Source organism: Actinophytocola gossypii, from assembly GCF_025165815.1.
Taxonomy (GTDB): domain Bacteria; phylum Actinomycetota; class Actinomycetes; order Mycobacteriales; family Pseudonocardiaceae; genus Actinophytocola; species Actinophytocola gossypii.
Genome location: NZ_JAFFZE010000016.1, coordinates 61,564 through 82,729 on the forward strand (window position 1 = coordinate 61,564; position 21,166 = coordinate 82,729).

22 protein-coding genes are annotated in these 21,166 nt (G+C 72.9%); 4 read left to right on the forward strand and 18 right to left on the reverse strand.

Annotation, left to right across the window (positions count from 1 at the left end):
• Positions 1-73 precede the first annotated feature (73 nt).
• On the reverse strand, positions 74-1,594 hold the full coding sequence (locus tag JT362_RS21515; protein WP_260193343.1) for an AMP-binding protein: 1,521 nt from the start codon (positions 1,592-1,594) through the stop codon (positions 74-76).
• A 169-nt stretch (positions 1,595-1,763) separates the two neighbouring features.
• Between JT362_RS21515 and JT362_RS21520 the strand changes: the two genes are divergently transcribed.
• The 3 genes from JT362_RS21520 (at position 1,764) to JT362_RS21530 (ending at position 4,610) form a co-directional block, all read left to right on the forward strand.
• Positions 1,764-2,369 (forward strand): sigma-70 family RNA polymerase sigma factor, encoded by a 606-nt coding sequence (locus tag JT362_RS21520; protein WP_260193344.1) that lies wholly within the window; start codon positions 1,764-1,766, stop codon positions 2,367-2,369.
• A 98-nt stretch (positions 2,370-2,467) separates the two neighbouring features.
• Positions 2,468-3,628, forward strand: coding sequence for a DUF5667 domain-containing protein (locus JT362_RS21525; RefSeq protein WP_260193345.1), 1,161 nt, complete (start codon positions 2,468-2,470; stop codon positions 3,626-3,628).
• Between the two features lie 58 nt (positions 3,629-3,686).
• Positions 3,687-4,610 (forward strand): HAD family hydrolase, encoded by a 924-nt coding sequence (locus JT362_RS21530; protein ID WP_260193346.1) that lies wholly within the window; start codon positions 3,687-3,689, stop codon positions 4,608-4,610.
• 213 nt (positions 4,611-4,823) lie between these two features.
• Here the strand turns inward: JT362_RS21530 and JT362_RS21535 are convergent, their stop codons facing one another.
• The 13 genes from JT362_RS21535 to JT362_RS21595 all read right to left on the reverse strand — a co-directional run bounded on the left by JT362_RS21535 (position 4,824) and on the right by JT362_RS21595 (position 16,367).
• Complete coding sequence (locus JT362_RS21535; protein ID WP_260193347.1) at positions 4,824-5,747, reverse strand: lysophospholipid acyltransferase family protein; 924 nt, start codon at positions 5,745-5,747, stop codon at positions 4,824-4,826.
• Entirely contained in the window at positions 5,744-6,640 is an 897-nt protein-coding gene (locus tag JT362_RS21540) for an NAD-dependent epimerase/dehydratase family protein (RefSeq protein WP_260193349.1), read from the reverse strand. The genes JT362_RS21535 and JT362_RS21540 overlap by 4 nt, the downstream gene beginning before the upstream one ends.
• 132 nt (positions 6,641-6,772) lie before the next feature.
• Positions 6,773-6,874, reverse strand: coding sequence for a 30S ribosomal protein bS22 (locus JT362_RS21545; protein ID WP_018684825.1), 102 nt, complete (start codon positions 6,872-6,874; stop codon positions 6,773-6,775).
• Positions 6,875-7,006: 132 nt separating this feature from the next.
• Positions 7,007-7,228, reverse strand: a complete 222-nt coding sequence (locus JT362_RS21550; protein WP_260193820.1) for a helix-turn-helix domain-containing protein — start codon at positions 7,226-7,228, stop codon at positions 7,007-7,009.
• Positions 7,229-7,348: 120 nt separating this feature from the next.
• Positions 7,349-8,176: a pyrroline-5-carboxylate reductase gene (proC, locus tag JT362_RS21555; protein ID WP_260193355.1), complete on the reverse strand. Its 828-nt coding sequence runs from the start codon at positions 8,174-8,176 to the stop codon at positions 7,349-7,351.
• A 44-nt stretch (positions 8,177-8,220) separates the two neighbouring features.
• Positions 8,221-9,078, reverse strand: coding sequence for a thioesterase family protein (locus tag JT362_RS21560; RefSeq protein WP_260193357.1), 858 nt, complete (start codon positions 9,076-9,078; stop codon positions 8,221-8,223).
• Between the two features lie 59 nt (positions 9,079-9,137).
• The gene (locus JT362_RS21565) at positions 9,138-10,064 is read right to left on the reverse strand and encodes a proline dehydrogenase family protein (protein WP_260193359.1); all 927 of its coding nucleotides are present in this window, start codon (positions 10,062-10,064) and stop codon (positions 9,138-9,140) included.
• Positions 10,065-10,141: 77 nt separating this feature from the next.
• On the reverse strand, positions 10,142-10,930 hold the full coding sequence (locus JT362_RS21570; protein WP_260193360.1) for a sugar phosphate isomerase/epimerase family protein: 789 nt from the start codon (positions 10,928-10,930) through the stop codon (positions 10,142-10,144).
• A gap of 1 nt (position 10,931) precedes the next feature.
• The gene (locus tag JT362_RS21575) at positions 10,932-12,320 is read right to left on the reverse strand and encodes an Rv0497 family membrane protein (RefSeq protein WP_260193361.1); all 1,389 of its coding nucleotides are present in this window, start codon (positions 12,318-12,320) and stop codon (positions 10,932-10,934) included.
• A 91-nt stretch (positions 12,321-12,411) separates the two neighbouring features.
• Complete coding sequence (locus JT362_RS21580; RefSeq protein ID WP_260193363.1) at positions 12,412-13,350, reverse strand: Ppx/GppA phosphatase family protein; 939 nt, start codon at positions 13,348-13,350, stop codon at positions 12,412-12,414.
• Positions 13,351-13,394: 44 nt separating this feature from the next.
• The gene (locus JT362_RS21585) at positions 13,395-14,081 is read right to left on the reverse strand and encodes a response regulator (protein WP_260193364.1); all 687 of its coding nucleotides are present in this window, start codon (positions 14,079-14,081) and stop codon (positions 13,395-13,397) included.
• 145 nt (positions 14,082-14,226) lie between these two features.
• The gene (locus JT362_RS21590) at positions 14,227-15,369 is read right to left on the reverse strand and encodes a sensor histidine kinase (protein ID WP_260193821.1); all 1,143 of its coding nucleotides are present in this window, start codon (positions 15,367-15,369) and stop codon (positions 14,227-14,229) included.
• A gap of 116 nt (positions 15,370-15,485) precedes the next feature.
• A complete protein-coding gene (locus tag JT362_RS21595; protein ID WP_260193366.1) occupies positions 15,486-16,367 on the reverse strand; it encodes an oxidoreductase in 882 nt (293 codons plus the stop codon).
• 95 nt (positions 16,368-16,462) lie between these two features.
• Here JT362_RS21595 and JT362_RS21600 point away from each other — a divergent pair, with 95 nt between their 5' ends.
• Positions 16,463-17,101: a DNA-binding response regulator gene (locus tag JT362_RS21600; protein ID WP_260193368.1), complete on the forward strand. Its 639-nt coding sequence runs from the start codon at positions 16,463-16,465 to the stop codon at positions 17,099-17,101.
• A 231-nt stretch (positions 17,102-17,332) separates the two neighbouring features.
• Here JT362_RS21600 and JT362_RS21605 read toward each other — a convergent pair whose 3' ends face one another.
• From JT362_RS21605 to JT362_RS21620, 4 genes are all read right to left on the reverse strand, one after another.
• Positions 17,333-18,082: a phosphoglyceromutase gene (locus JT362_RS21605; RefSeq protein WP_260193822.1), complete on the reverse strand. Its 750-nt coding sequence runs from the start codon at positions 18,080-18,082 to the stop codon at positions 17,333-17,335.
• A gap of 426 nt (positions 18,083-18,508) precedes the next feature.
• Positions 18,509-19,009: a type III secretion system chaperone family protein gene (locus tag JT362_RS21610; protein ID WP_260193369.1), complete on the reverse strand. Its 501-nt coding sequence runs from the start codon at positions 19,007-19,009 to the stop codon at positions 18,509-18,511.
• A 5-nt stretch (positions 19,010-19,014) separates the two neighbouring features.
• Entirely contained in the window at positions 19,015-20,307 is a 1,293-nt protein-coding gene (gene mshA / locus JT362_RS21615) for a D-inositol-3-phosphate glycosyltransferase (protein ID WP_260193371.1), read from the reverse strand.
• An 18-nt stretch (positions 20,308-20,325) separates the two neighbouring features.
• Positions 20,326-21,162, reverse strand: coding sequence for an alpha/beta fold hydrolase (locus JT362_RS21620; protein WP_260193372.1), 837 nt, complete (start codon positions 21,160-21,162; stop codon positions 20,326-20,328).
• Positions 21,163-21,166: the final 4 nt, after the last annotated feature.

Here is a 21,166-nt window from a genome sequence, read left to right on the forward strand (position 1 = left end):
TGACGCGCCTGCGCGCGCTCCTCAGTCCAGACGGCGCACGCTCCTTCGCTCTCGCTCCACCACGTGCCCGACGTTACCCGCGCAGGCTGGCCCGGCGGACCTTGCCCGTGACCCCGTACGGGAGGGCGTCGACGAACTCGACCGCGCTCGGCACCTTGAACCTGGCCAGCCGCTCGGCGCAGTGCTCGCGGACCGCGTCCTCGGTCAGGGACGCGCCGGGGGCGAGCACGATCACGGCCTTCACCAGCTCGCCGGTCCGCTCGTCCGGCACGCCGACCGCGGCCGACTCGGCCACCTCGGGCAGCTCGCCGAGGACCCGCTCCACCTCGTTCGGGTACACGTTGAAGCCGTTCACGATGATCAGGTCGTTGGCCCGGTCGACCAGGTGCAGGTCGCCGTCGGCGTCGAGGTAGCCGACGTCGCCGGTGGTGAACCAGCCGTCGGCGTCCGGGCCGTGCGCGCCGTCCGGCCAGTACCCGCTGAACAGGTTCGGGCCGCGTGCGGCGACCCGGCCGGTCTCGGACGCGGCGTCGTCGTCGAACCAGCCCGGCTCGTCCTCCTCCGGCGCGGCGCCGACCGGGCGGCCGTCCGAGTCGACCAGGACCAGCTCGACGCCGGGCAGCGGGCGTCCGACCGACCCCGGCTTGGCGAGGCCGCCGACCAGCGTGGAGGTCAGCACCGGCCCGGTCTCGGCGAGCCCGTAGCCCTCGAACACGTGCAGGCCGGTGGCGCGCTGGATCGCGGTGAGCACCGGGGGCGGCAGCGGCGCGGCACCCGAGGTCAGCAGCCGAACGGTGGACAGCGCCTCGGCGAGCCGGTCGGCCGGCACCTCGGCGAACGCCTGGTACATCGCGGGCACGCCGACCAGTGCGGTCACCCGGTACCCGGCGCACGCGTCCAGGGCGGGCTCGACGCCGAAGGTCTCCATCAGCACCGCGGTCGCGCCGGCCGCGGCGACCTGCAGCAGGCCGGGGCCGAGGCCGTAGGCGTGGAACAGCGGCACCACCAGCAGCACCCGGTCGGTCGCGGTGACCGGCGCCGGGCGCAGCGCAGCGCACTGCTCCACGTTGGACAGCAGCGCGCGGTGGGACAGCATCACCCCGCGCGGTGAGCCGGCGGTGCCGGAGGTGTAGCAGAGCACGGCGACGTCCTCGCCGCCGCGCGGTGCGTCGGCGGTCGGCTCGACCTCGGGCACGGCGTCCAGGTCGGGCGGGGCGAGGATGGTGCCCGTGTCGTACGCGCCCGTGTCGGCGCCCGCTCCGACGAGGACCGAGGCGCCGCTGTCGGTGAGCACCCTGGTCAGCTCGGCCGGCGGCAAGTGCGTGCCGACCGGCACCGCGACCCCGCCCGCGCGCAGCACGCCGAACAGCGCGACGGCGAACTCCGGCCCGTTGGGCAGCACGATCGCGACCCGGTCGCCCGGCACCAGGCCGGTTTCGAGCAGGGTGCCGGCGAACGCGGTGACCGCGGTGTCCACGTGCCGCCAGGTCAGCGACCGTCCGGTCGGCTGGTCGACGAGCGCCGCGTGCCGAGGCACGCGCGCGGCCGCCTCGGTGACCAGATCGGCGACGTTGGCCCTCGACGCGTCAACCACAGGGGGGACCTCCGCATCCACTCGCCCGGATCCCGTAACTTCCCGCAGTGTGGCACGACTCACTGTCGTCAGGGTCGAGACCCCGGGAGGCCGGCGAGCGGAACCGTTACCTACTACGAAGTAACAAGACGTATGCTCTTCGAGGCTCCGGTAGCGAGGGAGAAGGTCGATGCCGTCCGTGCGCCCAGTTCCACGGGACGCGGTGGAGGCTGACATCTCCAGCCAGGACCCGGGCCGCTCATGGGACCTCGTGCACGCCGCCCAGGACGGCGACCGGGGTGCGTTCGCCCAGCTCTACGACCAGTACGTGGACGTGGTGTTCCGGTACGTCCTGTTCCGGGTCGGCAACCGGGAGCTGGCCGAGGACGTCACCAGCGAGACGTTCCTGCGCGCGCTGCGCCGGATCACCTCGATCACCTACCAGGGCCGCGACGTCGGCGCGTGGTTCGTCACGATCGCCCGCAACCTGGTGCTCGACCACGTGAAGTCGAGCCGGTTCCGGTTGGAGGTCGCCACCGCCGAGGTCGACGACTCGCAGCGGGTCGAGGCGGGGCCGGAGCAGCAGGTGCTGGCCCACCTGACCCGGTCGGCGCTGCTGGAGTGCGTCGGCCAGCTCGGCGACGACCAGCGGGAGTGCATCGTGCTGCGGTTCCTGCAGGGCCTGTCGGTGGCCGAGACGGCGCGGGTGATGGAGCGCGGCGAGGGCGCGGTGAAGGCGTTGCAGCACCGGGCGGTGCGCCGGCTGGCCCAGCTGCTGCCGACGGAGCTGCGATGAGGCGGAAATCCAGGCGTGCGGCCGTAACCCGGGTGCGGGCGGCTCGTTCACAACACGAGATCCGGGATTCGGTTCCAGGATCAGGACCGGAGCAGGATGTGGACACGGGCAGCGAGCCGGACCGGCCGGACTCGGCCGTCGGTGATGACGCCGCTGGCGTCGCGCCGGTACTGGCCGCGTTGGCCCCGCTGACCGCACCGACGGCCGACGAGCGCGCTCGGATGCGCGAGCGTGTCCTCGCCGGCCTGTCCGAACCTGCTCCCGGTGACCGGGTGCGGCCCCAGCGGGTCGCCTCCGGGCGTGTCGCGCGGGCGAGTCGGGGGCCGCGCGGCCGCCGGGGGCCGACCAGGGGCGGCGGGCGGGAGGACCGCCCCGCCAGACCCCTGTCCGGTGCCAGAGGGCGGTTGGCCGTCGCGGCGGTGGCGCTGCTCGCGCTGGTCGGGTCGCTGACCGGGATGAGCCTGCTGCTGGCCAGGGACGCGCTGCCCGGTGACGCGCTGTACGGGTTCAAGCGGACGGCCGAGGCGGCGGCGCTCGGGCTCACCTTCGGCGACGAGTCGAAGGCGCTCAAGCACCTGGACTTCGCCAGCGCGCGGATCACCGAACTGGAGACCCTCGCGACCCGCTATCCGGGTGCGAGCGGCGCGCCGATCGGCAGCTACCTCACCGCGCTGACCGACTTCGACAACGACGCCGCGGCCGGGTCGCGTCAGCTGATCGCGCTGGCGACCCGCGCGGACGGCAGCCAGCTGGAGCTGCTTGGCACGTGGGCGCGACGGCATTCGGCGCGGTTGACCGACGTGACGCTGCCCGCGGCGGTGCGCGGCCGGGAGGCGGCGTCGCTGACCCTGCTTGGCCGGATCGCCGGTCGGGCGGACGCGCTGCTGGCCAGGATGGACTGCTACCAGATCACCTCGGGCTCGTTCGACGACGTGGGAGCGCTGCCGGCGAGCGGGACGTGCGAGCGGGTGTCCGGTTCGGTCCCGCCGGCTCCCGCGCCGTCGCCCGCCGACCCGGCACCGACGTCGACCCCGCGGCCGCCCGCCGGCACCGAGCCGGAGCCGCAGACCCCGACCCCGCCGCTGCCGCCGCTGGTACCGGTACCCGACGTGGCGAGCGTGCTGCCCGAGACGCCCGCGCCGGGGGCCCGTTCCGAGCCCACCGAGCCGCTGCCGTCGGTCGAGGTGCCGCTGCCGCTGCCGCAGGTGGAGGTGCCGCCGCTGCTGCCCGGGCTCCCCGGCGTCCGGATCGGCGGTTGAGCGGGCACTACTAGGCTGTCGGTAGGAGTACAGCTGGTCGAATGCGCGGAGGCGAGACGTGGCCCTGTGGCGTGGCCGTGACAAGGAGCCGGAGGTCGAGGAGCAGCTCGCCACGCTGGCGGGCGAGGCTTCCGCCGAGGCCGCGGTCGCGATCGAGCAGGCGACCCCGGAGGTCGAGGAGCCGGGCCGGCCGGCGCCGCCCGCGGATCTGACGGCGGCCGCGTTCTTCGACGTGGACAACACGATGATGATGGGCGCGTCGATCTTCCACTTCGCCAGGGGGATGGCCGCCAGGAAGTTCTTCACCAGCTCCGACCTCGCGAAGTTCGCGATGCAGCAGGTGATGTTCCGGGTCGGCGGGCGGGAGACCAGCGACGGGATCCGGAACGCGCGGGAGTCCGGCCTGTCCTTCGTCGCCGGGCACTCGGTCGCCGAACTGATGGCCCTCGGCGAGGAGATCTACGACGAGCTGATGGCCGACAAGATCTGGCCCGGGACGCGCACGCTGGCGCAGATGCACCTGGACGCCGGCCAGCGGGTCTGGCTGGTGACCGCGACCCCGGTCGACCTGGCGACGATCATCGCCAGGCGTCTCGGCCTGACCGGCGCGCTCGGAACGGTCCTGGAGAGCGAGAACGGGGTGTACACCGGGCGCCTCGTCGGCGAGATGCTGCACGGGCCGGCGAAGGCGCACGCGGTGCGGGCGCTCGCGGCGCGCGAGGGCCTGAACCTGCGGCGCTGCACGGCGTACTCGGACTCGTCGAACGACGTGCCGATGCTGTCGGTGGTCGGCACCGCGGTGGCGGTCAACCCCGACGGCGCCCTCCGCGAGACGGCCCGCAAGCGCAGCTGGGAGATCCGCGACTTCCGGACCGGCCGCAAGGCGGCGAAGATCGGCGTGCCGTCGGTCCTCGGCGCGGGCGCGGTGGCGGGCGCGGTGGCCGCCGGCCTCGCCTACCGCAGACGCGACCGCCTCGCCTGATCGCGACGCCACCCGAGCACCGCCGCGCATCGGAAGGCGATCGCCCACCCCGCCATGGTCGGTGCGATAGCAAACGCCTCCCGACAGACGTCCCCGTGATCGCAAGGGGGACCCCTGGATCCAGATTACCGCTGATCAGAGGCGGTTTGGAGGGGTGCGGGGTAGCTGTGGACAACTCTGGGCGCGAGGGCGGGGTCAGCGGTGCGCGGGGGGTCAGAAGATCGAGGGGCGGGTGGCGACCAGGTGGTCCAGGGTGGCCTGGATCGTGTCGCGGACGGTGTCGGCGATCTCCAGGATCTGGGCCGGGTCGTCGGCGGCGTCTGGGGTGGACGGCGCGGGGCGGATGGGGTCGCCGAAGTGGATGTGCCACTTGGTGGGCAGGGGGATCGCGCCCAGCGGACCAAGCAACGGGAACAGCGGGGTCACCGGGAAGTACGGGAGGCCGAGGAGCTTCGCCAGTGGCTTGAGGTCGGCGATCTTCGGATGGATCTCCTCCGCGCCGACGATCGAGCACGGGACGATCGGGACCTCGGCCCGCAGCGCCGTGGTCACGAAACCGCCCCTGCCGAAGCGTTGTAGGCGGTACCGCTCGTGGAACGGCTTGCCGATGCCCTTGAAGCCCTCCGGCCACACGCCGACCACCTCGCCCGCCCGCAGCAGGCGCACGGCGTCCGCCCGGCACGCCAGGGTCTGGCCGGACTTGCGGGCCAGGCTCCCGAGCACCGGCACCTTGAACACCAGGTCGGCACCCAACATCCGCAGGTGGCGGCGTTCCGGGTGGTTGTCGCGCACGGCGACGGCGGTCATCAGGGCGTCCCACGGGAGGGTGCCCGAGTGGTTCGCCACCACCAGGGAACCGCCTGGCGGAAGAGTGCCGGTCACGGTGACGCGGAACCACTTCTCGTAGACGGCGCGCAGGGGTGGGAGCAGCAGGGTGTCGGTCAGCTCGGGGTCGAAGCCGAACTCGTCGACCGGGTACTCACCGGTCAGGCGGTTGCGGACGAACGCGCGCAGGCCGGGCGCCTCCCGGCGCTGACGCAGCCGGGTCACGGGACGCGGCCGAGGAACCGTCACCGGTGGGCCGTCGAGCTCCCGCCGGGGAAGTGGGATCACCTGGGCCTCGCCCAACCTCGTCATCTCCTCTGGCCGTGCACGTAGTCGTCGAACGCGGCGGTCGTCGACCACCGCGGGGCGTAGCCGAACGCGGTCTTCAGCCGGGTCGTGTCGAGCACGCGGCCGTAGTTGAGCAGGCGCGCGAGGTCCGGGGACAGCTCGGCGCGGGCGAGCCGAGCCGCGGCGGGCACGGCCGCGCGTGGCATCGGGAGCTGCACCCGACCGGCGCGGCGGATCGCCTGGGACAGCAGGAGTACGCCGTCACCGCCGGCGTTGTAGACGCCGGGGAGGTCGTGGGTCACCGCCCGGCGGAGGACGGCCACGGCGTCGCCGGGGTGCAGTACCTGGACGCGGGCGTCGAAGCCGAGCGCGGTCGGCACCACGGGGAGCGCCAGGTACCTGGCGAGCGGGGAGTCGGCGCCGGAACCGAGCAGCTCGGCCAGGCGAACCGTGGTCACCGTGGCCTCGGGGTGCCGGCGGGCGAAGCCGCGCACGTGGCTCTCGACCTCGAGCGCGTCGCGGCGGACGCCGTCGGGCACGTCCTGTTCGGTGAACACGGCCGGCGAGGTCGCGCTCGCGCCGTAGACCTCGGCGGTCGAGCGGACCACGAGCTTGCGCACACCGCCGGCGCGCTGGCACCCGGCCAGCAGGCGCATGGTGCCGACGACCTGACCGGGACCGGTCAGGGGCGCGGCGTGCACCACGGTGTCGACGCCGGCCGACCGCAGCACCCGGGTGACCAGTGGGCCACGCGGGTCCGCCGCCACCAGCTCGACCCGCTCGGGCAGGCCGGTCGCGGGCGGGTTCGGGTCGACCCCGATCACCCGCTCGATGCTCTCGTCAGCGGCGAGTTCCGCGGCCAGCCGACCGGCGATGCGGTCGGCGACCCCGGTCACGAGGACGACGTTGGGCGCCATGCGACTCCGATGGATCGATCACGGTGGAGGGCGATCCGGCTATCACAGTGGCGGACCGCCCACCAGCTTACCGCTGAATCGTGATCGAAACGTCGGTGGCAACGTGTAGTTAACGCACGTCACACGACGTGGTTACTTCTTCAGCTTGCGGCGCTGCACCCTCGTCTTGCGCAGAAGCTTGCGGTGCTTCTTCTTCGACATGCGCTTGCGGCGCTTCTTGATGACCGAGCCCATGCGGATCCTTCACTGTCGTCGGTGGTCGGATTGCCTGGACGGCGACGACCACTCGACCGGTGAGGTCACGGACGTGCTCAAGGGAACCAGGCACAACGGTCCCCAAGGTTACCCGTCGCTTCAGCCGGCGTTTCAGCCGGCGTCGAAGTAGGCGCTGCGCAGGTACTCGTCGACCGCCTTCTCCGGCACCCGGAAGGACTTGCCGACCCGCACCGCGGGCAACTCTCCGTTGTGCACCAACCGGTACACGGTCATCTTCGACACCCGCATCACCGTCGCCACCTCGGCGACGGTGAGGAACTTGGCCTGCGCGAGCCCAGCCGGATGTTCGGGGTCGTTCGCGTTCGCCGGCATCATCACCAGCCCTTCGACACGCGTCGCGCCGCTCGGCTTCCCCACCGGGCGGTATCGACACGCACGTGCTTCACCCGAGGGTAGCGGGACTGGTGTGACAGATGCGACGCCGAGGACCGACTATTTTGGCTCGTGCGCGCGGCCCAGCTCCGCCGACCGGTCCCGCGCGGCCTCGATCGCGGCGAGCAGCGCGGCCCGCACGCCGTGGTTCTCCAGCTCGCGGATCGCCATGATCGTCGTGCCGGCCGGCGAGGTCACCGCCTCCCGCAGGGTCACCGGGTGCTCCCCGGTCCGCGCGAGCATCGACGCCGCCCCGACCGCCGACTGGATGATCAGCTTCTCCGACACCGCGCGCGGCAGTCCGAGCAGGATGCCGGCGTCGATCATGGCCTCGACCAGGTAGAAGAAGTACGCTGGCCCGGAGCCGGAGAGCGCGGTCACCGCGTCCTGCTGCGACTCGGGCACCCGCACCACGGTCCCCACGGTCCCCAGTACCTGCTCGACGACGGCCAGGTGGTCGGCGGTGGCGTGCCGGCCGGGCGAGATGGCGCTCATCGCCTCGCCGACGACCATCGGGGTGTTCGGCATGACCCGCACGACCGGGACGCCGTCGGGCAGCCTGCGCTCGTACAGCGCGGTCGGCAGGCCGGCGCACAGCGACACCACGAGCGTGTCCGCCGTGACCACCGGCGCCAGCTCCTCGAGCACCGGGTCGATGTCCTGCGGCTTGACGGCCACGACGAGGACGCCGGCCTCCCTGGCCGCGGTGGTGACGTCGACGCCGCGGATGCCGTACCGGGTGGTCAGCTCGGCCGACCGCTCCGGGTGCCGCTCGGTGAACATCAGCTCGTCCGCGCGCCGGCCGCCGGTGAGCAGGCCGGACAGCAGCGCCTCCCCGATCTTGCCCGCACCGAGCACGGCGATGGCGGGCCTGTCCGCTTCAGTCATGCGCGCAAGCCTGCCACGTGCCCATGAACGACTCGCTTGGACGTTCAGGGCATCGGCTGGGCCTTGGCGGAGAGCGCGAGCTGGCGGGCCTGGCAGATCAGGCGGCCGGTGGCGTCCACGACGGTGGCGTCCGCGTCGAACCAGGGGCCGTGCACGGCCTTGCAGTCCATCTGGATGCGGAGCCAGCCCGGAGCCGGGCGGGAGCGCAGCAGGGCGGTCAGCTGGACCGTCGGCGACCAGCCGAAGCGGCCGAGGTTGAACGTCACCGGCATCGACACGTCGCCGGCGAGCAGCGCGAACATCGGGTCCACCTGCTCACCCTTCGGTCGCGCCCACAGCCGCAGGCGGGGCGGGTCGCCGACGTGGCCGTGCAGGAAGCCGGCGCCGTTCGGGTCGAGGCGGACGTCGCAGCCCGCGGTCAGCCGGAACACCGACGCCATCGGCAGCGTGGCCACGTCGACGGCGTTGCCGGGCGGCTCCGGCGGCTGGTTGGGCAGGTCCGACCAGGCCGCCCGCTCCCTCGGCAGCCGGCCGGTGGTCACCACGCCCTCCACGCACGGCTGGCCGCGCTGCTCCAGGTGCACCGACACCACCGTCGCCTGCCGGCCGGACTTGCGGACGTCGGTGCGCAGCAGCACCGGGCCGACCTCGGGCGCGCGGAGGAACTGGGCGCTGACCGACAGCGGGTCGGCGACCGGGGAGCCGGAGCCCGCGGTGGCGACCGCCGCCCTGGCCAGCAGCGCGAGCAGGAACCCGCCGTGCGGCTTGCCGCCGACGGTCCACGTGCTGCCGAGATCCGCGGTGAAGGTGCCGTCCCCGAGCGAACGGACCCTGGAGGCCGCGGTGAACGGGCCGACGGACGAACCGGGCCCGCCGCGGGCCTCACCCGCAAGACTGCTCATGATTATTAGCCTGCCACGTCGGGTCTGTCTTGATCGAATTGCGTTCGCGAACGCGGCCGTCAGGCGCGGGAGGTCAGCGCACGCAGGAAGAACGCCGTGTTCGCGGGGCGTTCGGCGAGCCGGCGCATCAGGTACCCGTACCACTGCACGCCGTACGGCACGTACACCCGGACGGTGTGCCCGAGGCCCGCGAGCCTGCGCTGCTCGTCGGGCCGGATGCCGTACAGCATCTGGAACTCGAAGCTCCCCGGTTTGCGCCCGTGGAACTCCGCCCGCGCGCCGACGATCGGCACCAGCCGGGGGTCGTGGGTGGCGAACATCGGGTAGCCGTCGCCGGCGAGCAGCGCGTTCAGGCACCGCACGTAGCTCAGGTCGACCTCGTGCGTGTCCTGGTACGCCACCTCGGCCGGCTCGGCGTACGCGCCCTTGCACAGCCGCACCCGCGAGCCGGGCCCGGCGAGCCGGGCGCAGTCGTCGACCGTGCGGTGCAGGTAGGACTGGAGCACCGCGCCCACCCACGGGTAGGTGCCGCGCAGTTCGGCCAGCACGCGCAGGGTGGAGTCCGTGGTGGTGTGGTCCTCCATGTCCAGCGTCACGGTGGTGCCGCAACGCTGGGCGGCGGCGCAGATCCGGGCCGCGTTCTCCGCCGCCAGCCGCTCGTCGAGCAGCTGGCCGACGGCCGACAGCTTGACGCTGACCTCGGCCCGGTCGGCGAGCCCGTGTTCGTGCAGCGCGTCGAGCAGTTCCACGTACGCGTGCACGGTCTGCTCGGCGAGGCCCTCGTCGGTGGTGTCCTCGCCCAGGTAGTCCAGCGTGACGGTGAGACCGGCGTCGACCAGTCCCCGCGTCGCGCCGACCGCGTCGGCCGTGGTCTCGCCGGCCACGAACCGACGCACCACGTCCCGGCTCACCGGGGCGGTCGCGACGGCACGACGGATCACGTCGTTGCCGGCCGCGGCCAGGATCAAGCTACGTAGCGGGTTCACGAACGCTCCCATTCCACGCACATCGGACGCCCGCCCCATCCGGCGGACGCCTTGCAGCGTGACTCTACGGTGCGTGCCTAGCGTCCGAGGTGGAGCCGGGCGAACAGGAGTGCCTCGGCGAGGTCGGTGGCGCGGTCGGCCTGGCCGCGCGCCCGCCGGGTGTTGATCTCCACGACCACCTGCGCCTGCCCGCCCCGGGCGGCGAGCCACTCGCACACCTCGCCGCACGGCTGCCCGCCCCGGCCGGGCACCAGGTGCTCGTCGCGCGGGAGGCCGGTGCCGTCGGCCAGGTGCAGGTGGGTGAGGTTGTCGCCCATCCGCTTGGCCAGGGTCAGCGCGTCGGCGCCGGACGCGGCGGTGTGCGAGAGGTCGAGGGTGTAGTTGCGGTGCCCGACATCGGTCGGGTCGATCGACGGCTGGAACGCGGAGACCTCGCGGTTGAAGCGGCGCACCGGGAACATGTTCTCCACCGCGATCGCGACGCCGCTCTCCTCCTCCAGCGACGCGACCAGGTCGGCGAACCCGTCGGCGTAGCGCTTCTGCCAGCGGAACGGCGGGTGCACGACGACGGTCGGGGCGTCCAGGTCCCTGGCGGCCTCCACCGACCGGCGCAGCCGCTCCTCCGGCTTCGGCGACCAGACCCGCTGGGTGATCAGCAGGCACGGGGCGTGCACAGCCAGCACCGGCACCCCGGTCTGCCGGGAGCGGCGGCGCAGCGCGGCCGGGTCCTGGCTGATCGGATCGGCCCAGACCATCACCTCGACGCCGTCGTAGCCGAGTTCGGCGGCGAGCTGGAACGCGGTGGTGGCGGTCTGCGGCCACACCGACGCGGTCGACACCCCGACCTTGATCCCGCCCGTGGTCACGTCACCGGTTCAACAGCAGCAACGCCGCGGGGGACACGGTGGCGAGCAGGCCGACGAGCACCGCGTACACGGTGGTCTGCAGGTCCTCGGCGCGGCGGATCTTCCGGACGATGAACACCATCCCGGCGATCACCACGAGCGCCGCCACCAGCGCGGCCTGCGGCAACGCGCCCCACAGCCAGTTGAACCCGAGCCACACCGCGGCGCCGCCGACCACGCCGACCGCCAGCTGGCCGGCCATGATCAGCCACTCGCGCACCGCCGAGCGGGAGCCGGCGTCGGCCTCGTCGTCGGTGGCGTCGAGATCCTCGTCTTCGAGGTCGCGGTCCAGGTCGTCGTAGGCGCGGTCGCCGTCCTCGTCCCGGCCGTCGCGGTCGCCGTCGAGGTCGGCGGGGAGATCGTCGTCCAGCTCGCGGCCGATGCCGCCGTAGCCCTGGTCGAGGTCGCCGCCGTAGTCGGCGTAGCCGGAGTCGAAGTCGCGTTCCGGGTAGCCGGCGTAGTCGTCCTCGCGGTCGGGCACCCGGGGCTGCGGGCCGGACGCGTACGGGTCGTGCGGCTGCACGGCCGGGGTGAGCCGGGTGCGGCTGTCCTCGCCGGGGTGGCGCGGGTCGGCCGCCGGCTCCATCGACGGGTAGGTCGGGACCCGGGGCAGCTCCTCGGTCATCGGCTCCGGGGGCGGCGCTGGCGGCATCATCTGTGTCGGCTGCTGGGGCGCGCCCGCGTCGCCGTCGGGCCGGGAGCGCATCGACGGCTGGATGCCGCTGCGCTGCCCGGGCGGCGGCTTGCGCAGCTGCTGGGAGGGCTGCTGGGGCTTCGGCAGCGGCTGGGACTGGGCCGGAGGCTGGGCCGGAAGCGGCTGGGACGGCTGCTGGCGGCGGCCCGGCGGTTGCTGGGGCGGGCGTACCGCGGGCTGCGGCCCGGTCTGGCGCTCGCCGCGCACGGGTCGGGTCGACTCGGGCGGCTGGGCCACGGCCGGCATCCGCGGCGACGATGACGGTGACGATGACGGCGGCGGGCCGGCCGGCGGGGTCGGCCGGACCAGCGGTCCGTTGGTGGCCACCGTCGGCGGCCCGGAACTCGGTGGCGGCGGGGGCGGTGGCTGGGGAGGCGGCTGCTGGCGACGGCGCGGCGGCTCGACGGGACGCTGGAACTCGGTGCGCTGCTGGCGGTGCGAGGTGCGCTCGGGGCGGGGGGTGTCGTCGCTGATCGCGGCCATCTCGCCGCTCTCGGACAGCACCCGGTCGATGATCGCCTGCGCGCCGGTGTCCTCCATGTCCTCGGCGCGCCGACGGCGGCGACGGGGCGCGCGTTCGCCCGTCTCCTGACCGTACTTGGCGAGCAGTTCAGCGACTGTGCGCTGACCCGGCTCGGGTCCGCCTTCGTGACTCATCGACTCCACCGTGCCCGGCGCCGGGCCAATCGTCCAGCCGATCGTCGGGGAAAGCGACGTCGGTCGGTTCGAACAGCCAACATTATGAGCATCACGAATCCTCACCGTTGGTCCGGTCCAGCCGCCGCAGGATGACGCCCTCGCGCAGCGCCCACGGACAGATCTCCAGCTCCGGCAGTCCGACCGCGTGCATGGTTGCCTGCGCCACCAGCGCGCCGGCGGCCAGCTGCGGGGCCCGGCTGGCGCTCACCCCCTCCAGCTCGGCGAGGTCGGCGGCCGGCATCCGGGACACGAACGCGACCAGTTGCCGCAGCCCCACCTCGGTGAGCACCCGGCGGACCCGGGGCCCGGCCGAGGAAGGTGCGGCACCGGTCAGCCTGGCCAGGGACCGGAACGTCTTCGAGGTGCCGACCACCCGGTCCGGGCGGCCCTGCTTGCGCAGCTTCTTCGCCACGGTGTCGAGCTGGTCGGCCAGCCACTCGGCGGTGTCGGTGACCTCGTCGCGGGTCGGCGGGTCGCTGGTGAACCGCTCGCGGGTGATGCGCCCGGCGCCGAACGGCAGCGACATGGCGTAGTCGGGCTCCTCGTCGACGCCCATGGCGATCTCCAGCGAGCCGCCGCCGATGTCGAGGACCAGCAGCTGGCCCGCCGACCAGCCGTACCAGCGGCGGGCGGCGAGGAACGTGAGCCGCGCCTCGTCGGAGCCGGAGAGGACCGACAGCTCGACGCCGGTCTCGTCGCGGACCATGGCGAGCACGTCGGCGGCGTTGCCGGCGTCGCGGACGGCGGAGGTGGCGAACGCGATCAGGTCCGCGCAGCCGAGCTTGTCGGCCGACTTCCTGGCCTCGGCGACCGTGCGGACCAGGTCGTCGGCGCCCTCGTCGGACAGGTCACCGTCGGGGGTGAGCCGCTCGGCGAGGCGCAGCACGGTGCGCTCCGAGCTGGCCGGCATCGGATGCGCGCCGCGATGCGCATCCACGACGAGCAGGTGGACGGTGTTGGAACCGACGTCTAACACCCCGAGGCGCACGGAGCGTCAGGTTACCCGTCGGTCGCGATCCGGGAAGCCTTCGGTCAAGATTCGAACTTGTAGCCCAGGCCACGCACGGTCACCAGATGCCTCGGCGACGCCGGGTCGGGCTCGATCTTCGAGCGAAGGCGTTTCACGTGCACGTCGAGGGTCTTGGTGTCGCCGACGTAGTCCGCGCCCCACACCCGGTCGATGAGCTGACCGCGGGTGAGCACCCGGCCGACGTTGCGCAGCAGGTACTCGAGCAGGTCGAACTCCTTGAGCGGGAGCGGGATCTCGGTGCCGTCGACGGTGACCACGTGCCGCTCGACGTCCATCCGCACCGGGCCGGCGGCGAGCACCTGGGGCAGCAGCTCGCCGTCCGCGGTCTCGCCGCCCCGGCGCAGCACCGCCCGGACCCGGGCGATCAGCTCGCGCGCGGAGTAGGGCTTGGTGACGTAGTCGTCGGCGCCGATCTCCAGGCCGACGACCTTGTCGATCTCACTGTCCCGCGCGGTCACCATGATCACCGGGACGGTGGAGCGCTGCCGCAGCGCCTTGCACACGTCGGTGCCGCTCATCCCGGGCAGCATCAGGTCGAGCAGCACGATGTCGGCGCCGTTGCGGTCGAACTCGTCGAGCGCCTGCTGGCCGGTGCTCGCGACGGCCGCGGTGAAGCCCTCCTTGCGCAGCAGGAACGCGAGCGGGTCGGCGAAGGACTCCTCGTCCTCCACGATGAGCACCCTGGTCACGACCGCCTCCCCGGATTTTTGTGCGTCGGTTGCGTTGGAGAACAAAGGTTCTGCTTGGTCACGTACTCGTGGCTGGTTCGCGTCACGGTCCCCTGAGGTGCGGTTGAGCGGTACTCAGGTTGATCAGAGGTCGGCGCACGGGGCGTCACGGGTGTTCTCCTGGGTGTGATCCGTTGGATGATCCGTTGTGGGCGGGGATGCGCAGGGTGAACGTGGACCCGGTGCCCGGGCGGCTCCACAGCTTGACCTCGCCGCCGTGGTTGGCGGCGACGTGCTTGACGATCGCCAGGCCGAGGCCGGTGCCGCCGGTGGCGCGGGAGCGGGCCTTGTCCAGCCGGTAGAACCGCTCGAAGACGCGCTGCTGCTCGTCGGCCGGGATGCCGATGCCCCGGTCGGTGACCGCGATCTCGACGAACCCGCCGACCTGGCGGCGGCTGATCGACACCGGGCTGCCCGGCTGGGAGTAGGCGACCGCGTTGTCCAGCAGGTTCGCCAGCGCGGTGACCAGCAGGGCGCGGTCGCCCTCGACGACCAGGCAGCTGTCGGCGTCGGTGGCGATGACGATGCCGGTGGACTCGCTGGCGAGCTGGGCGCGGGAGAGCGCGTCGCGGACGACGCCGTCGACCTCGACCGCGTTCAGCTCGGGGAGCCGCTCGGCGCCCTGCAGGCGGGACAGCGCGATCAGCTCGGTGACCAGGGTGCCGAGGCGGGTGGCCTCGTGCAGGACCTTGGTGGTGAAGCGGCGGACGGCGTCCGGGTCGTCGGCGGCGTCCAGGACGGCCTCGGCGAGCAGGGCCATCGCGCCGACCGGGGTCTTCAGCTCGTGGCTGACGTTGGCGACGAAGTCCCGGCGGGTGGCCTCGAGCCGGACGGCCTCGGACTCGTCGGCGGCGTCGACGGCGAGGAAGCCGTCGCCGAGGGGACGGATCTCGCCGCGCACGGCCTCCGGGCCCCGGCCGAGCTGGACGCCGCGCTCGGTCGGGGACAGCTCGATCTCGACCGGCTCGCCGGTCTCCAGGACCAGCTCGGCGGCCTTCTTCGTGCGGATGTCGACCCGGCGGTCGCGCACCACGCCCAGCTCGACCGCGCGCTGGTTGTGCTGCACGACGTCGCCGAACTCGTTGAGGATCACGATCGCGTTGTGCGAGGACTGCACCAACCGCTGGATCAGCACCGCGATGGAGGGGCCGGCGGGCCGGCGCTCCGCCGGACGTCGCCGCTTCCCGGCGGTGAAGCCGATGACGAGTCCGACCAGCAGCGCGCCGGCCGTCGGGAGGATCCAGACCATGTCGGTCACGGGCGAATCGTAAGCAGGTCAGGGGTGGTGTGGACCAGTCGCGGAGGCCTTACGGTGATGGTCGTGACATCTACGCGGTCGTTGTTCGTTCTCCGGCCAGGCTGAGTTCACCCGATCGTGTCCAAACGGGCCAGTTGGTCGTCGGTGAGCCGGAGCGCGCCCGCGGCGACGTTCTCCTCGAGGTGAGCGGGGTCGCCGGTGCCCGGGATGGCCAGCACGTTCGGGCCCTGGTGCAGGGTCCAGGCGATCCGGACCTGGGCCGGTGTGGCGTCCAGCTCCTTCGCGACCTGCTCCAGGGCGTCGGGGGCGTCGACCGCGCCCGGCATCGGCGCGCCGCCGACGGCGAAGAACGGCACGAACGCGACGCCGTGCTGGGCGCACAGGTCGACGAGGGCGTCGTCCTCGCGGCGGGTGGTGAGGCCGTACTGGTTCTGCACGCAGACGACCGGGGCGATGGCGAGGGCCTCGGTGAGGTGCTCGGGGCCGACGTTGGAGATGCCGAGGTGGCGGATCAGGCCCTGTTCCCGGAGGTCGGCGAGCGCCCCGAACCAGTCGGCGAGCGGCCCGGTCCCCCGGTCGAGGGCGGCGCCGATGCGCAGGTTGACCACGTCGAGGTGTTCGCGGCCGAGCTGGCGGAGGTTCTCCTCGACCTGGCCGAGCAGCTGCTCGGGCGTGGCGTACAGGAAGTCGCCGGACGGGTCGCGGCCGGGACCGACCTTGGTGGTGATCACCAGGTCGTCCGGGTAGGGCGCGAGCGCGGTGTTGATCAGCTCGTTGGCCGACCGGCGGCCGACGAAGTAGAAGGCGGCGGTGTCGATGTGGTTGACGCCGAGTTCGACGGCCCGCCGGAGCACGGTGATCGCGGTCTCGCGGTCCCGCTCCACGCCGCCCGGCCCCATGGGAAGTCGCATGGCGCCGAACCCGAGTCGGTTGACGGTGCGGTCGCCGAGCTGCCAGGTACCGGAGTCCGCTGCGGTGATGGTGTTCATGGGTTCCAGCCTGCGTCGGCGGCGTGCGGCGCGCTCGGATCGGCAACTTCCTGCCGGCCGTGGCCGATGGCTTGCGTTTCGGGGAGACTTGCGGCATGGAGCTGACCGGCCAGGTCGCCGTCGTACGCGGCGAGGAGGAGCTGTGGGCTCGCACCGCTCACCTGTTCGCGACGGCGACGGACGTCGCGTGCGCCGCGAACGACCTGAACACGTGGGCGAGGAGCCGGCACCCACCCACGCCGCCCAGGGTGGTCGGGATGCGGGTGCGCAAGATCTACCGGCCGTCGGTGCTGCTCGACCCGAACTCGGCGCGGCACGTGACCGAGGTGAACGCGCTCGGGGCGGACGTCCGGATCACCCCGGACGAGCTCAACGAGACGATCATTCTGGACCGGCGGCTGGCGATCCTGGCCGGCGAGACGTCGGGCGGAGTGCGGAACTACAGCGTGATCCCGCTGCCGGACGTGGTGGCCGGGGTGATGTCGCTGTTCGAGGCGGCGTGGCGGGGCGCGACGGAGCTGGCGGTGTACGACGCGCAGACCGCGGAGCTGCGGGAGCTGGCGCCGAGGGTGCTGGAGCTGCTCGGTACGGGCTGCAAGGACGAGACCGCGGCGCGGTCGCTGGGGTTGGGCGTGCGCACGTACCGGCGCCGGGTGGCGGAGCTGATGGCCGCGCTGGGTGCAGGTTCCCGCTTCCAGGCCGGCGTCCGCGCCCGCGAGCTAGGCCTCGTCTGAGCCCTTCCCACCCGCGCACGAGGCATTCTCACGCGCACAGTGCGTCCCCCGGCCCGCACATGGCGTCCTCCGCGCGCACGGATGCTAGCCCGCCCGCACGAGCCCGCCCGCACGAAGCTTTCTCGCGCGCACACGTCAAGGGCATCCCCCACCCGCTCCGGGGGCACCCCTCAGGGCCATTCTATCGGCCCTAAGGGTGTGGAGGGGTGGTCGACGGACGCCTGTGGACAACTAGCGGCCCTGGTTGGCCACGGCGGCTGCGGCCTTCTCCGCGGTCTCCGGGTCGAGGTAGGTGCCGCCGGGGTTGAGGGGCTTCAGGTCCTCGGACAGGTCGTAGCGGAGGGGGATGCCCGTGGGGATGTTGAGGCCCGCGATGTCGGTGTCCGAGATGCCGTCGAGGTGCTTGACCAGGGCGCGCAGGGAGTTGCCGTGCGCGGCCAGCAGCACGGTCCGGCCGGCGCGCAGGTCGGGGACGACCTCGCCCTCCCAGTACGGGAGCATCCGGGCGACCACGTCCTTGAGGCACTCGGTCAGCGGGGCGGTGTCGCCCAGTGCCTGGTACCGGACGTCCGTGTCCTGGCTGTACTCGCTGCCCCGCTCGATCGGCGGCGGCGGGGTGTCGTACGACCGCCGCCAGCGCATGAACTGCTCCTCGCCGAACTGTTCCAGGGTCTGCTTCTTGTTCTTGCCCTGCAACGCACCGTAGTGCCGCTCGTTCAGCCGCCAGTCGCGCTTGACCTCGATCCAGTGGCGATCCGCCACGTCGAGGGCGACGTTCGCGGTCGTGATCGCGCGGCGGAGCAGCGACGTGTGCACCACGTCGGGCAGCAGGCCGGCCTCGCGCATCAGCTCGCCGCCCCGACGGGCCTCGGTCATCCCCTTCTCCGACAGGGGCACGTCCACCCAGCCGGTGAACAGGTTCTCCGCGTTCCAGGTGCTCTCGCCGTGGCGCAGCAGCACGAGGGTCCCGATCTGGTGCATCGATCCAGCCATGAGGAAAGCGTGCCAGATCGCGCAAGACACCGAGGTAGCACCCATTCGGGGGAAGACAGAACCCTCGAAATACACCCAGTTGCCTTTTCGGTCCGTACCGTCATCAAATAGTTACCTACGGAACGCAGTTGTCCCTCGGCCAAGTAGCTCGTGGCCTTGTGTAGCCGCGCGACTTCTGACAGGTTGGCAGCGCCCGACCGGATCAGCTCCCACGCACTCCCTGATCCGAGAGGGCAGCAGTACGGCTCGTCTCCCCTGCCGAGCCGTACCCCGCCCGGAAACCCAGGGTGCCCCCCGCCTCAGGGCTCCGACGCGGCGGGACCCACGCGGCGCGGCTCGAGATCGCGACTCCCCCCTCGCTCGAGCCGCGCCGCGAACCCCTCGGAATTCCCATCTGGAAACGACGCCGGGCCGTCAGTGTTCCGATTCCGGGGTCGGCGTGAGCAGATGTTCGAATGCCTTCAGGTTCGCCAGCGACTCCCCGCGCGACACCCGCCACTCGTACTCGCGGCGGATCGACGAGGCGAAACCGATCTCCAGCAGCGTGTTGAAGTCGCCGTCCGCTGCCTCGACGACCTGGCCCAACAGGCGGTCCAGCTCGTCGGGAGTCACCGCGTGCAGGCCGACCCGGCCGACCAGGTACACGTCCCCGACCTGGTCGACCGTGTAGTGCACGCCGTAGAGCTTCGCGTTGCGCCGCAACAGGAACCGGTACACCTCGGCGTGCGCCTCGTCCGGCCGGCGGCAGACGAACGCCTCCACCACCAGCGCGTGCGCGCCGACCTGCAGCCAGCAGTTGGTCCGCAGCTTCTTGACGCCGGGCAGCGTGACGAAGAACCGCCCCGGCGCGGGGTGGTCGTACTCCAGCTCGCGCTCGTCCAGCGTGGAACTGATCACAGCATCGAGGTCGGTCACGGCACTCAGACTGCCACCTCGGCCGCGAACAGCGCCCGCCGGAACGCCGCGGCCGCGTCCACGTAGCCGGCTACCAGCGCGTCGGTCGTGCGCTCCCAGGAGAACTCGTTCGCGTGCGCCACCGCTCCCCGCGACAGCCGCGACCACAGCCCTGGCCGGACCGCGAGTGCCAGCGCCTCGGCCCAGCGCACCGGGTCGTGACCCGGCACGAGCAAACCGGACGCCCGGTCCGCGACCGCCACCGGAAGCCCGCCGACCGCGGCCGCCACCACCGGCGTCCCGCACGCCTGCGCCTCCAGCGCCACCAGGCCGAACGACTCGTTGTGGCTGGGCACCGCGACCACGTCCGCCGCCCGGTACACGTCCACCAGCTCCGCTCCCCGGCGCGGCGGCAGGAACCGCAGCACGTCCGAGATGCCCAGCGACGCCCCCAGCTCGTGCAGCGACGTCGGCGCCTCCAGCCCGCTGCCGGACGGCCCGCCGACCACCACCACCGCGAGCCGCTCACGCGGCACCGCCCCGCTCGCGATCAGCTCGGCCGCCGCGCGCAGCAGCACGTCCGGCGCCTTGAGCGGCTGGATCCGGCCGACGAACGCGAGCACCACCGCGTCCTGGCGCAGGCCGAGCGCGGCCCGCGCGGCGGCCCGGTCACCCGGCCGGAACAGGTCCAGGTCCACGCCGGGCGAGATCGTGTCGACCCGGTCGGGCGGCGCGTCGTACAGGTCGACGAGCTGGTTCGCCTCCACGGCCGTGTTCGCGATCAGCCGGTCGGCCTGGTCGACCACCTGCTGCTCGCCGATCTCCCGGCTGCGCGGCTCCGGCGTGTCGCCGTCGGCCAGCGCGGCGTTCTTCACCTTCGCCAGGGTGTGCGCGGAGTGCACCAGCGGCACCCCCCAGCGGTCCCTGACCAGCCAGCCGACCTGCCCGGACAGCCAGTAGTGCGAGTGCACGAGCCCGTAGTGACCCGGCTCGTGCCTGGCCTCCGCGCGCAGCACGCCCGCGGTGAACGCGCACAGCTGGGCCGGCAGGTCGTTCTTGCCGAGTCCCTCGAACGGGCCGGCGTGCACGTGCCGGACCAGCACGCCGGGCGCGAGCTCGGCCACCGGCGGCAGCTCGGAGGACGTGGCGCGGGTGAACACCTCGACGGCGATGCCGCGCCGGGCCATCCGCGTCGCGGTCTGGGTGATGTAGACGTTCATGCCGCCCGCGTCGCCGGTGCCCGGCTGCTCGAGTGGCGAGGTGTGCAGGGAGAGCACGGCGACCCGGCTCGGCGGCCGGTGGAGCTGCAGCACAGACACGAGGACATCCACTCCCGACTAGTGGTTCGCGACCGAGCCCGCGAACGCGCGCAGGACGCCGTTGAACTCCTCGACCCGCTCCGCGAACGGCATGTGGCCCACTCCTGCGAACCAACGCCGCCGGGCGTCGGGAATCTTCCCGGCCGCGTACTCGCCCGCTGTCGAGTCGATCACTTCGTCCGCGTCGCCGTGTACCACCAGGGTGGGTACGTCAACCGCCGCGAGCACGTCCGCGCTGCTCAGCGTGCGTCGGAACAGGGCCCGCCGGACTCTCGGCGACACCCGCAGCGTGTCCGCGAGCCTGCGCTGGACTTCGGCGCCGGCGGCCGGCTCGCTGGTCATCCTGGCGGCCAGCGACGCCAGTGCCGGCACCGCGACGTCGGGGTCGTCGGCCAGCACCTCCCGCAGCACGCCGCCGAGCGCCGGGCCGACCGCGCCGCCCGGGTGCCCGCCGCCGATCTCGGTGATGGCGCCGACGAGCACGATCCCCGCGATGCCCTCGGCACCGCGTTCGCGCAGGTGGTCGGTGATCACGAGGCCGCCGTAGGACCAGCCGACGACGACGGCGGGCGCGCCGGCGTGGTCGAGCACCGCGGCGAGGTCGCCCGCCCACGCGGCCGGGTCGTCGTAGCCGCCGTCCGGGGCGTCGGACTCGCCGTGGCCGCGCAGGTCGGGTGCGAGGATCCGGTGCGCGGCGGTGAGCCCGGGGTCGGTGAGCTGGTGCGTCCACGCCGCCGAGCTGGCCGCCCAGCCGTGCACGAGCACGATCGGTGGAGCGGTCGAATCAGCGCTGGGGTGGCCGGCTTCACGGACCGCCAGCCGGACCCCGTCCGCGCCCGTCAGGTACCGGATCATCTAC

Excerpts from the sequence above, each read along its gene's own strand:
- proC (WP_260193355.1), bottom strand. The coding sequence starts at position 8,176 with ATGACTGAAGCGGACAGGCCCGCCATCGCCGTGCTCGGTGCGGGCAAG.
- JT362_RS21550 (WP_260193820.1), bottom strand. The coding sequence starts at position 7,228 with ATGCCGGCGAACGCGAACGACCCCGAACATCCGGCTGGGCTCGCGCAG.
- JT362_RS21595 (WP_260193366.1), bottom strand. The coding sequence starts at position 16,367 with ATGAACACCATCACCGCAGCGGACTCCGGTACCTGGCAGCTCGGCGAC.
- JT362_RS21600 (WP_260193368.1), top strand. The coding sequence starts at position 16,463 with ATGGAGCTGACCGGCCAGGTCGCCGTCGTACGCGGCGAGGAGGAGCTG.
- JT362_RS21545 (WP_018684825.1), bottom strand. The coding sequence starts at position 6,874 with ATGGGCTCGGTCATCAAGAAGCGCCGCAAGCGCATGTCGAAGAAGAAG.
- JT362_RS21520 (WP_260193344.1), top strand. The coding sequence starts at position 1,764 with ATGCCGTCCGTGCGCCCAGTTCCACGGGACGCGGTGGAGGCTGACATC.
- JT362_RS21605 (WP_260193822.1), bottom strand. The coding sequence starts at position 18,082 with ATGCACCAGATCGGGACCCTCGTGCTGCTGCGCCACGGCGAGAGCACC.
- JT362_RS21560 (WP_260193357.1), bottom strand. The coding sequence starts at position 9,078 with ATGAGCAGTCTTGCGGGTGAGGCCCGCGGCGGGCCCGGTTCGTCCGTC.
- JT362_RS21620 (WP_260193372.1), bottom strand. The coding sequence starts at position 21,162 with ATGATCCGGTACCTGACGGGCGCGGACGGGGTCCGGCTGGCGGTCCGT.
- JT362_RS21590 (WP_260193821.1), bottom strand. The coding sequence starts at position 15,369 with ATGGTCTGGATCCTCCCGACGGCCGGCGCGCTGCTGGTCGGACTCGTC.
- JT362_RS21540 (WP_260193349.1), bottom strand. The coding sequence starts at position 6,640 with ATGGCGCCCAACGTCGTCCTCGTGACCGGGGTCGCCGACCGCATCGCC.
- JT362_RS21535 (WP_260193347.1), bottom strand. The coding sequence starts at position 5,747 with ATGACGAGGTTGGGCGAGGCCCAGGTGATCCCACTTCCCCGGCGGGAG.
- JT362_RS21575 (WP_260193361.1), bottom strand. The coding sequence starts at position 12,320 with ATGAGTCACGAAGGCGGACCCGAGCCGGGTCAGCGCACAGTCGCTGAA.